Raw genomic sequence first — 11964 nt, 5'->3', positions numbered from 1 at the left:
ACTTCATCAAATGCGAGGAAACTATGAAACTATCTTCTTATCTATTAGCTGGTTCTATGTCGCTTGGCCTCACTATTCCAGCGATGGCCAGTGATCCAGTGCTTTATACGTCCAACCCGGTTCAGGCCTATGAGGCCGTGCAATCCGTGGTCAAGGAAAAAGCCGGGCAAAATCTCGGCGTTATCACCGGAGGTTCTGGCGTTTTGTTGCGGCGTGCAGAAGCTGAAGCATCGGCACCTCAGAGTGACATTTTCTGGTCTTCATCCGCGAACACCCTTGGCGCATATGAAAAGTTATTTGAGCCCTATAAGGCATCCGCGCTCGAAGCCATTCCGGAAAACCTGCATTACAGTGGCGATCTGTTTATTCCATCCAATGTTCATCTGGTGACAATGCTGGTCAATTCCGATCAGCTGCAAGATAATGAAGCTCCCAAGAGATGGGCTGATCTGGCCAAACCGGAATGGAAAGGCAAGATTATCATGCCCGACCCAGTCAACAGCTCGACAGGCTATACAATTGCGTGGGGGCTTTCAAAACTGCTCGATGAAGACACGTTTAGGGCTGTTGTAGCCAATATCGTAACTTCGGGTGCTGCTTCCAATGTGCCAAAAGGTACAGCGATGGGTGAATACACCATTGGCCTGACTTTTGAGGCCACAGCTTATCCTTATATCGACGGCGGGCAGGAAGAATTATCCCTTGTATATCCATCAGAAGGCACATTCATGACGCCAGAATTTGCCGGTTTGTTCAGGAATGCACCAAGTGGTGAGAATGCTAAGAAAGCACTCGACAGCCTGCTTTCAAAGGAAGCGCAAATTGAACTGTTGAAGGTCGCATTCCGTCGCCCAAGCCGCAACGATATTAAAGTATCTGAATTCGTCGAATTGCCAGAGCTAGCCGAAGTGAAAGTGTTCGAACTCGATGAGGCCGATGCTGCAAAGAACCGCGAAGCGTTTCTAGCCGAATGGGCTAAGCTGCCAAAAGCAGGTGATCTACCGCAATAGAAAACTAAATACCCATATCTTAGTTAGAAAGCTGCTCTCCCTCACTGATTTCATATGAAATTTAAAAGTTAAGTGGGAGGGCAGCGACATTGGACACTTTGTCGTCGTCGATGATTTTTTGCTGGAAAATCAAGCTAACTGCATCGCGGATTGGGTCTGGTGCCAGATGCACATATTGCTGGGTTGTCTGAGACTGACTACGATCTAACAGTTTCCCAACTAGATATAGACTTTGCCCCGAAGATACAGCGATTCTTGCAAAATGATGGCAGAGATCATGGATACTCAGATCAACTAAATCCGCTTCAGAGCGAATGTCATGCCATATCTTTTGTATACTGATCGGCCGATACCCTCTAATGGATGAAGGAGACCCAAATGGTGAGCCGGCCATTTTAGGGAGCGAATTAATCAATGATAATGCACTATCACCTAGGTGCACTACTTTTTGGCCAGTTTTGCTATCTGGTAATTTCGCTAGTCGGTGTTCATTCAATGTCGGCTTAGGAGATATTCGAGAGAGTAATTTAATCTCACAAATACCTGTCGCCCCTAGGTCTTGGTGAGTCAAGCGCGTGTGATCTGTGGAAAATCACCCAAAAGTCCAGGCTCCCTCTGGATTATGCGTATTATCCGAGGCGAGCATCACCGAAACCAATGCTATCCCGGAAGGCTCATAGCTTGGCCGAAAGATATCATTGAGGGTGTCTATCCAATGCAGCCGATTACCACCAGAAAAGCCCTTGAACCTTTCTTTATACGTGGGACGGAAATGGCCTATCAATGTTGCCTCTAGAACTTCCGCGCATGCTGATACCCCTGCCAGCCTCAAGAATATTACGGCTTTCTATGAACTTTAGAGGGGACACACTCAGCAAGATAGCAGCTCTGGTATCCAAAAACATATACCTAAAGAATACCCGCAATCTCAGGGACTTTTTATGGTCCCAAAGTCGGTCGACGAAATCTCGATTTCCATCTTTTCGGGCAGAAATACCGATGTAGTCGACTTTGAAATCCGAGCACTCCGGCCAATTTCGATCGTCGACTCGAATAAAATACGGAAGATCTGATTCCAAGAAAACCCTTTGCGGTTCGCGTCATCATCAACAATTACCCGATTTGAATGTCCCATAGGACCACGGACAAGGTGAACATTTTTGATTAACTGGAGTCGGCATTTGTGTGTCCGCTAGCAAATGATACGGCGAGTTTCCATCGAGAAGCATCACAAACGCAACGCTCCTCCAATCTCAATACCCCATTTCAAAATCAAGCTCTTCTACGACTTAATTTTGGCTGGGAACCACGAAAAGCTGTCTTGCTTGAACATGCAGCGAGGACGAGTAACAATGATGTAGTGGTGATGACCATGCGTTACACCGATGCCATGGACCTCGTGACAGTGATCTTTCTTGAAGACTATTGTTCTGTCGAGTTCGCGACTTTAATCTTCTTGTAGTCCTCAATGTGTTGCCGGCCGATGACTATTGGAAAGCCGGATGAGAAGTGAAGAGTTGAGTAATCGGTCACAAGAGTTTCAACCGTAATGGATTATGAATACTCGGTGGATGGTGGTCTTCAAACAACGGCCATCTGTCCAGTGCAGCTAAATGCATGGACGACGTTTTGCCAACTTTCCGGACGCGCATAGTGGTAGTGTGCTGTTAGAACGTACGCCCGCTTACTAGCCCAAGCAGGACATTCAGCTCAAATACGCCGAGCGGCGGCTTTGGGGAAATCTCATTGCCAGCGTGAACGGCACGAATTGCGCGCAATGCAGACGTTAAACAATCAGGACGGTCGGCAGCGATCAAACAAACATATGGTAGAATTTACATTCTGCCATATGTCGGCGCTCTGGACTAGAAAGCTCGCATTTATATTGAAGAGAAGCGATTTACAAAAATGTTTTGTCGTTCACATCCGTATTTTTACCAACCTTCTGTCAGGACAACTTCTAAGGTATCAGCGAAATAATCAGCGCTCTCCTTGGTAAGGCATAAGGGTGGCTTTATTTTGAAGATATTCAAGTGTTCACCCGTCGGCTGCATAATGATACCAAGCTCCAAAAGCCGGTCGCATAGAGCCATCGTTTCCTCGGTAGCGGGCTCTAGAAAAACATGGTCACGGACAAGCTCTAAGCCTATATAAAGCCCCGCGCCATGCACCGCTCCAACTAATGAAAACTGCTGTTTGAGCACCTCAAGACGTCTTTTGAGATGATCTCCAACGCTCCACGCATTGGCCTGAAGTTGCTCATCTTCCATAATGTCCAAAACAGTGTTTCCAACGACAGATGAAACTGGGCTCCCGCCAGCAGACGAGAAAAAATAGCCTTCCTTTTCAAGTGCATGAGCAATTTCCTTGCGCGTAATTACTGCGCCTAACGGGTGTCCATTGCCCATGCCTTTTGCAATCGTGATGACGTCAGGCACAACCTGCTGCTCTTCAAAACCCCAGAAGTAGTGACCTGTACGTCCATAACCGACTTGCACTTCATCGGCGATGCAAAGCCCGCCACGCGATCTGACTTCCTGGTAGACCTTTTCAAGATAACCTGATGGCAAGGGTATTCCGCCAGCATTGCCATAAATAGGTTCACAAATGAAACCAGCGATGCTTCCACCTTTTGCATCCAACTCCGACAGTTTATCGAGTACCGTTCCGATATATTGTTCGGCAGTCATATTACCCCGATAGGTATTGGGTGATACCACGGCATGCACCCATGACGGCCGTGTTCCAAGCGCATTGGGATTATCAGCTGTTGAAGTCGAGATGGCATCGCTGCCAACTGTCCAACCATGATAAGCTTCTAATAATGACACAATATTGCGATGACCATTCCATGCCCACGCAAGTCTCAATGCAAGGTCATTTGCCTCTGAACCGCTATTCACCAGAAACACTGTGTCCAGTCCTTCCGGTGCGAGTGCCGCGAGCCTTTCTGAAAAATCAGCTACTTCTGAATAGTTGAAGCGCGAATTGGTATTGAGCTTCAACCATTGCTTTTTCACATTTTCTGCAAGTCGGGGATGCCCATGGCCCACCGTGGTCACGTTATTGACCATATCGAGATATGCGCGCCCTTCTGTGTCAAACAGATGTTCTTTCCAACCACGTTCAATCTGTGGTGGCGTATCGTAATAATGTTTCTGTGTGCCAGCCAGGCTTCGATAGCGCTTTTCAAGCAACAATTCCGCCTCGCGTGGCGATGCTTCGACGGACAAGCCTAAAAATGTAGCCGGTGATGGGCATACGGAAGACCATGCGGCGGCTTGCGATGGCCTGGCAAATTGTGGCAACGCGTCAGACACCAATTCTGACTGTTGAACACAGATGATACCGAAACCATTCGCATTATTGCGGACAGTGCCCAACGCATCGCCCGATGATACTGAAGCCGCCACACCATCCGCGATGTCTAATCCGCTTAAATGCAGATTTAGATCGCCATTTCGCAGAATTAATGTGCCATCTGCAAAATGGGCACGACCATCAAAAGGCGCAACGACCTCAGTTCCGGCGCGAACGCAGGCTGTAATATGCAGCGCAAAACTTTCAGGCTCTAAGCGGCTGTTAATCTGCGTGCGCGTCAGTCGGTACTCACCATATTGCGTCAGGCTACTGCCCACGGCATAAGCGGCCTCCAGCAATATCTTGCGTTCGATACCGCTGTTATTCCAGTTCCCTGCGACAAAGTCGGGGTTCTCAATCGATAAGTCCACTTGTTTTGCTAAGGACAAATCAAGGGACGGAAAAATCGATAGCACATTGGCATGAGGCTTTTCTGCTAAGGTCACGCCAAGCGCAAAGAAGATTGCCTTTTCCATAAGTTCAAACGGAACCGATGTCGCCGTTTGGAAGATGATCCGCTCATGCGCGGCGTTGGTCGCGGCATAGATATTATTCGGATCAAGCTTGAGTTGCTGATGTGATGCTGCAAGCAATATGCAGGCGCGTGCCACAATCAACGGCCAAAGGGCGACAAGCTCATCCTTATTCAATGGGCAAACGGCATGAAATGCCTTCACAGCTGGCAAAATAGAGAATGGGTCTTTTTCACCGTGATGCAGCAAGGAAGTGCAGGTCGTTGCGAGCTCCGCAACCAACCAGCTTTTTGTCATATCGCCAAAATCAATAACCGCATAAGGCAAGATCGAGCCTGAGATCTCTCTATATCCAACGACATTATCATCTGTGATGTCGTGGTGGATGACCTGAACACGCAAACCTGCCTTCAACGGATCAAGCCGCTTTTTGACTTCTCCCATTGCATTAATAATGGGTTTAGCAACCACGCCGGACGTCTCATCCTGCAATAAAAACGGCACCGCAGTTTCAGCATGAGCCAAGTCCCACTGAGAATTTCTCAGCGTGCCGGAATGCGAAAAATCGGCCAGTGCACTTGCGACACTTCCTGCGAGCGACCCCAGCGCTTTAATTGCCGAGCGGCCCAAATATTTGCGCGCTGTCAGGGTCTCACCTTCGATAAAGCTCAAGAGACGAACATGATAGCCCTCTCCCCCTACAGTAGCGGAACCAATAAGTTCTCCGTTAAGACAGGGGGTAACAGTGGGACAAACAAAAGCATTATGCCCGCTGCCATCCTGCTTTGAAGCGAGGTGTTGCAGAATGGCATTTTGGGCTTCGAGTTCTACACGCAGATACTCGCTACGGCTGATTTTGAGGACATAGCTTTCACCAGCAATGCTCACCTTGAAATTGCGGTCCTGCTGACTGCCAAGCTCGCGCAATTCTCCCTTTTGCCCGTAAACTGAACCAAGAATATCTGCTGCATCCTTAAGTGTAAGGTTAGGGCGAGGCAACTCAGCTGATGAAAAAAGGGATATTTCAGACATACAACTTTCCAGTAGAAAACGGTTTGACAAAGCAGAAACTGGCGAAAGAGCGTCGCCGCCACAGAAATTGTGATACGCCCCGAAAGAAGGCGTATCATCATCGGGCTGGCGCTTTACCGCATGTTGTATCGCGCGTAGTAGCGCTCAATACGTGACTGAATGAATTCAAACGAAATGGAGAGCATCCAATAGATCATCGAGGCAGTGATCAGCATCTCGATGTGCCTGAATTCTGTTTGACCCTGTGTTCTCGCAACATACATCAGCTCCCAGACACCGATCACCGAAACAAGCGACGAGTCCTTGAGCATGGCGATAAACTGGTTACCTGTTGGGGGGATGATAATCCGCATAGCTTGCGGCAGAATGACAAGCCACATGGTCTGTGCCGAGCCAAGGCCGAGTGCCGTTGCGCCCTCTTTCTGGCCGCGGGGAATGCTTTCAATACCTGCACGGAAAATTTCCGTCATATAGGCACCATAGCAGAGTGAAAGTGCGAGAATACCGGCAGGGATTGCGCCAATCACATAACCGATCTGCGGTAAGCCAAGATAGATAATGTAGATTTGCATAAGCAGCGGCAAGCCGCGAAAAAGTGACGTATAGAAGGTTGAAAGCCCATAAATGACGCCGTTCTGCGACAGCTTTGCAATCGCACCGACAAGTGCAATGATCGTCGCGATCACGATGGAAATCGCCGAAATATATAGTGTCGTTACGGTTCCCTGTGTGATCAGGAAGCCAATTTTACGAGCGATAAATGAAAACGAGAGGTCGAACGAATAGAAGAACAACATCAAAAGAGAAAACAATTCGACCCAGACGGCTACGACTTGCTGTTTTCTCGATAGTTTTTTGAGCAGCTTCCAGTTCAAAAACAGGAATAGTGAAATTGAGAATGCTGACACGATCCTCGCAATAGCAGGATTTTCCTTCACCCATTCAGCAACCGAAGGCACAATCATTCCGAGCCAGTGAGCACTGATGCCGATCGAATAGAGCGCCACCATTGTAAGTGCGAAGAGCACGAGGCCGCCAAGCCTACGCGCTGTATCGGGATAGTTGAGAATGAATCGTCCAAGCATGAACGGCCTCCTTCAATTCGGTGTGTACCCTGTACCGATCGGTTCAACGGATGTCTTTTTGTTCTGGGAGATTAGAATTTGCAGTACGCAGAAGATAGATTATCAGGCAGACCGTTCGCGCCATTTATCCTGTGCTTGCAGCTTCCAATAGGTGAGTTGGGCAACGGCAAGACCGGCATAACCACCAGCCCAGATAAGGCCGAAAGGCTCAAAAAGCTTATAGCGATCAGTTGTGCCGAGGATCGCCTCTGAAACAATCTTGCCGCCAATTGCAGTGGTGTTCAGCCCATGCCCACCAAATGCCGTGCAATACCAAACCCCATTTGGCATTTTCCCAATTTGTGGCATCAGATGGCGCGCATAAGCCATAAGGCCCGACCAGGCGAGTTCCGTCTTGAGTTGTGAGAGTTGCGGATAGGTGCGTGTCATTTCATGTCGAAGCTCCCGCACCAGGCCTTCTGTAGATGCGGCCCGAGTTGTTATACGCCCACCCCACAACACACGCCTTCCGCCTTCAATGAGCCTGTAATAATCACCAGCTCTGCGATTATCGCCAATCGCGGCCTGTGTTTTGATGGCTTCGCTGATCAGATCAGGCGCCACTTCGGAGACCATCACATAGGTTGCAATCGGCAAATAGGAGCGCTGAAGTTTCTTATTCAGCGCGCCTGTATAACCACCTGTGGCGATCACCAGGTTTTTCCCTCGCACTGAGCCCCGACTTGTACGAGCCACTTTTTGAGCCCCCGCAACATCTATGGATTCCGATGCAGAACTCTCGTAAATCCTGCCGCCAAGACGTTCGATTTCCTGAGCAAGACCGCGTGCATAGTTGAGTGGGTGAATGTGAAACGCCTTCGGATCGCGAACGGCCTGATAATAACGTTCAGACTTGAGTACCGATTGAACTTCTTCGCGCGACATATATTCGAGGTCGTAATTGAAATCTCTTTTTGTTTCCGTGACTTCAGCCTTCAAAGCCGCCGCATCTTCATAGCGCTGTACACTAATCAGCCCATGCTTGGGATCTGCTGATGCGATATTCAAATCACGGATTGTTTCCTGCACAAAATCCATGCCCTCCACTGAGAGCATATGGAGTTTTTTGGCAGAATCTTCGCCGACCGTTCCAGCAATCTTGTCGTGACCGGTTGCATATCCGGGGCTGACGAAACCACCGTTACGCCCGGAAGCCCCAAACCCAACACTATCGGCCTCAAGAACAATAACAGAATGCCCCTGCCTCGCCAGCTCCAACGCTGTTGTCAGCCCGGCCAGGCCAGCACCGATGACGAGGGTTTCGCACTCCTCGTTGCCGATCATCGCAGGGCGTTCTTTGTTGTCAGCCATTGTTCTGAAGTAATGCGTGTCAGGATAGGACATCTTGTTACCAGCTCGAAAATATTGCATGTTCCCACCTTCAAATCACAACCCGACCCGCCCTCACGGCGAAGCCGGGCTTTGATATTGAATTGGTTAGGAAATCTGAGATGACATTATCGGCAGAGATTAGTCTTTACTATAATCAGCGCCGTACCACTTCGTCGTAAGCGTTGCGAGAGTGCCATCATCCTTCATCTGCTTGATGATCTCACCGATCTTTGCAGTCCATTCCGGATCGTTCTTTTCTGCAATAACAACGAGCGGCTCACGGAAAGCATATCCGCCTTCAAGAATGCGGACCGGATAGCCATTTTTAATGGCTGTCTGCGCGGTCTGCTCTGGTGCAATTACCGCATTTAAACGCACGCCATCACCAAGACGAAGATCGTCGAATGGCATCATGGAATCTTCAAACGTGCGCACTTCACCCGGCGTAACCTTGTATTCAAAAGCCGGAAGATTAGGTGCATCAATTTCCAGACGGCGATTGATGAAGTCTTCAGAGGTCGTTCCAGTTTCAACGCCGATAATCTTGCCGTTGAGATCATCCGTAGAATGAGCCGGGCTATCCTTGTGCACGACGTACACATAGGGGCTGTAGTAGTAGATGCCAGCAAAATCGATAGCCTGTGCGCGTGCCTTGGTCGGCGTTACCGAGCCAACACCCACATCATAACGTCCCTGCCAATGACCGCCGGTCAGCGTTGGCCATTCCGGTGTTTCAAAGCGAACCTTTAAACCCAGTCTCTTGCCAATCTCGTTTGCCACATCAATATCGAACCCAACAAGTTCGTTATTGTCATCAAGAAAACCCTGTGGAGGCCAACCAACATTGGTTGCGACAACCATTTCTTTCTTTTCATTAACACGGTCAAGCGTTGGGCCCGCATGTGCCAATCCTGAAAACACAAACAGCGCCGCGGATGCTATTGCGAGAAATTTATTCAAGTTACCCTCCGTTGGTACGTTTATTTTTGATAGTTTCGTTGATTTTTTTCAGTGCAGTATCTGGCTCAGGAACAGCTTTGTGCGTTCATGCTGCGGATTGTCGAAGAACTCGGCTGGCGAATTCTGTTCAACGATCTGACCCTGATCCATGAAGATCACGCGATTGGCAACCTGACGCGCAAAGCCCATTTCGTGCGTCACGCAGATCATGGTCATGCCTTCTTCTGCATGGCTGACCATCGTATCCAGCACTTCCTTGACCATTTCCGGATCAAGCGCCGATGTCGGCTCATCGAACAGCATGACCTTCGGGTTCATACAAAGCGCACGGGCAATTGCCACACGCTGCTGCTGACCACCTGAAAGCTGGCCCGGATACTTGTTGGCCTGTTCCGGGATTTTCACGCGCGCCAGATAATGCATGGCGACTTCTTCCGCCTTCTTTTTTGGCATTTTGCGCACCCAGATCGGTGCAAGCGTGCAGTTTTCCAGAATGGTCAGATGCGGGAAGAGGTTAAAGTGCTGGAACACCATACCGACTTCACGGCGCACTTCATCGATCTTCTTCAGATCGTTGGTCAGTTCAATACCATCAACGATGATCTGGCCCTTCTGGTGTTCTTCCAGACGGTTGATGCAACGGATCATGGTCGACTTGCCGGAACCGGATGGACCCGCAACAACGATACGTTCGCCGCGCATGACCTTCAGGTTGATGTCACGCAGAACGTGAAACTCACCATACCATTTGTGCATGTTCTTAAGTTCGATGGCCACGTCGGTCTTCGAGACTTCATGTTTTTTACGGTCGATTTGGAGTTGGGGGGCTATATTTGTCATCGTATCACCCGTGAGCAATCATGACATGACGCACAGTGGTGTAGTCCTCAAGTGCGTAGATAGACATGTCCTTGCCATAGCCGGACTGTTTCAATCCACCATGTGGCATTTCATTGGTCAGCATGAAATGTGTATTGATCCACGTGCAGCCATATTGCAGGTGCGCTGCGGCTTTCAAACCCTTACTGATATCTTTTGTCCAGACCGATGATGCCAGACCGTAATCACTGTCATTGGCCCAGGCGATTGCCTCTTCATCTTCGCTAAAACGCGTTACGGAAACAACAGGCCCGAAGACTTCGCGACGAACGATTTCATCGTCCTGCAACGCTCCGGCAACCACAGTTGGTTCAAAGAAAAATCCCCTGTCTCCAGAAGGTTTGCCGCCTGCAGTTATTTCAATATGCGCATTCTCACGGGCCCGAGCTACAAAGCTGTCCACACGATCACGTTGACGACGCGATATGAGCGGCCCCATCTCATTTTGGGCATCATCTTCGCGATTGAAGCGAATGCTGGAAACAGCGCCGGATAAATCCGCAACAAGTCGGTCGTAGATCCGCGCGTCAGCATAGATGCGACAAGCAGCCGTGCAGTCCTGCCCGGCATTATAGAATCCAAATGTTTTAATGCCTTCTACGACAGCATCAATGTCTGCATCAGCCATGACGATGACAGGCGCTTTGCCTCCCAACTCAAGATGCGTACGCTTCACCGATTTTGCCGCAGCCTGCAAAACCTTTTTGCCAGTTGCAACATCCCCCGTAATGGAGACCATGTTGATTGAAGGGTGATTAATCAGAGCGTTTCCAACAGTTTCTCCCCGCCCGAGAACCACGTTAACCACACCCGATGGCAGAATATCAGCCATCACCTTTGCCATTTTCAGCGCGGTCAAAGGCGTCTGTTCTGATGGTTTAAAAACGACGGTATTACCGCCTGCAATTGCCGGGGCGAGCTTCCACGCCATCATCATCAATGGATAATTCCAAGGTGCAATCGACCCGATAATCCCGACAGGATCGCGGCGGATCATAGACGTATGCCCAGCGATGTATTCAGCAGCAACAGGCCCCTGCATATTGCGAACAGCACCTGCGAAATAACGATAGCAATCGATAATTGCGGGTATCTCATCATTGAGAACCGCATGGTACGGCTTTCCACAATTGAGAGCCTCAAGTGCCGCAAAGCCTTCCGCATCTTTTTCAACTGCATCGGCGATTTTAAGCAGATAACCCGACCGTTCCGCAGGTGTCGTACGAGACCATATTTGAAATGCTTTTTCTCCGGCCTCTACAGCTTTGTCAACTTGTCCCAAAGATGCCTCAGGCAAATTCAGAATAACGTCCCCTGTTTTCGGATTGAGAACAAGTTCTTCATTTTCTGTTCCCAGTTCAAACTGGGAGCCGATAAGCATTTCACAATCCATTACATTCTCCGGCAGAAATTATGTCTGTTTCCATCACCTATGCGTGACATGAAATCACTGTGGTTCCGAAATGCAGCACTGATCTAGGGCTGGATACAAAACCGCACAGCACATCAGCTACTTCGCTGACTGAAAGCGAAGCGCGAAATCGCATATGGGTTTTAGGACTACTGAAAAACTTAGCTGAGCAGCGCGAAACGGCAATGAGGAAGACTAGATGCAGCTCATGATATTAGCTGGTCAGCGCACATAGAATATAATCGCATTACTCTCTCCATTTTGCCGTTTTCGGCTTTTCGTTCCTGAGGGAGAAAGTGATCCAAACACGCAACATTCGCAAATTCATTTATTAGAAAGCAGATATCGGTTTTTCCGATTTCTAGAAAATGCTAAAATCTTTA

The 11964-nt window shown here is 49.0% G+C and carries 8 protein-coding genes; 1 reads left to right on the top strand and 7 read right to left on the bottom strand.

Going from position 1 to position 11964, the window contains the following annotated elements:
• Positions 1–23 precede the first annotated feature (23 nt).
• Positions 24–1010, top strand: coding sequence for an extracellular solute-binding protein (locus CEV32_RS02815; RefSeq protein ID WP_094573941.1), 987 nt, complete (start codon positions 24–26; stop codon positions 1008–1010).
• A 61-nt stretch (positions 1011–1071) separates the two neighbouring features.
• On the opposite strand, the gene CEV32_RS24060 is transcribed toward CEV32_RS02815, so the two are convergent.
• From CEV32_RS24060 to CEV32_RS02780, 7 genes are all read right to left on the bottom strand, one after another.
• Positions 1072–1404 (bottom strand): tyrosine-type recombinase/integrase, encoded by a 333-nt coding sequence (locus CEV32_RS24060; RefSeq protein WP_374882757.1) that lies wholly within the window; start codon positions 1402–1404, stop codon positions 1072–1074.
• Between the two features lie 1540 nt (positions 1405–2944).
• On the bottom strand, positions 2945–5875 hold the full coding sequence (locus tag CEV32_RS02805) for an aminotransferase (RefSeq protein ID WP_094573937.1): 2931 nt from the start codon (positions 5873–5875) through the stop codon (positions 2945–2947).
• A gap of 113 nt (positions 5876–5988) precedes the next feature.
• Positions 5989–6960 carry an amino acid ABC transporter permease gene (locus tag CEV32_RS02800; RefSeq protein WP_094573935.1) on the bottom strand — a complete coding sequence of 324 codons (972 nt, stop codon included), beginning with the start codon at positions 6958–6960 and terminating at the stop codon, positions 5989–5991.
• Positions 6961–7062: 102 nt separating this feature from the next.
• The gene (locus CEV32_RS02795) at positions 7063–8343 is read right to left on the bottom strand and encodes an NAD(P)/FAD-dependent oxidoreductase (RefSeq protein WP_208620793.1); all 1281 of its coding nucleotides are present in this window, start codon (positions 8341–8343) and stop codon (positions 7063–7065) included.
• A gap of 126 nt (positions 8344–8469) precedes the next feature.
• Positions 8470–9291: a transporter substrate-binding domain-containing protein gene (locus tag CEV32_RS02790; RefSeq protein ID WP_094573930.1), complete on the bottom strand. Its 822-nt coding sequence runs from the start codon at positions 9289–9291 to the stop codon at positions 8470–8472.
• 48 nt (positions 9292–9339) lie between these two features.
• Entirely contained in the window at positions 9340–10131 is a 792-nt protein-coding gene (locus CEV32_RS02785; RefSeq protein WP_094574459.1) for an amino acid ABC transporter ATP-binding protein, read from the bottom strand.
• 4 nt (positions 10132–10135) lie between these two features.
• Complete coding sequence (locus CEV32_RS02780) at positions 10136–11563, bottom strand: gamma-aminobutyraldehyde dehydrogenase (protein WP_094573928.1); 1428 nt, start codon at positions 11561–11563, stop codon at positions 10136–10138.
• Positions 11564–11964: the final 401 nt, after the last annotated feature.

Source organism: Brucella rhizosphaerae (genome assembly GCF_002252475.1).
Classification (GTDB): Bacteria; Pseudomonadota; Alphaproteobacteria; order Rhizobiales; family Rhizobiaceae; genus Brucella; species Brucella rhizosphaerae.
Note: the sequence above shows the minus strand (reverse complement) of the source record. Positions and strands in the feature narration are given on the sequence as shown.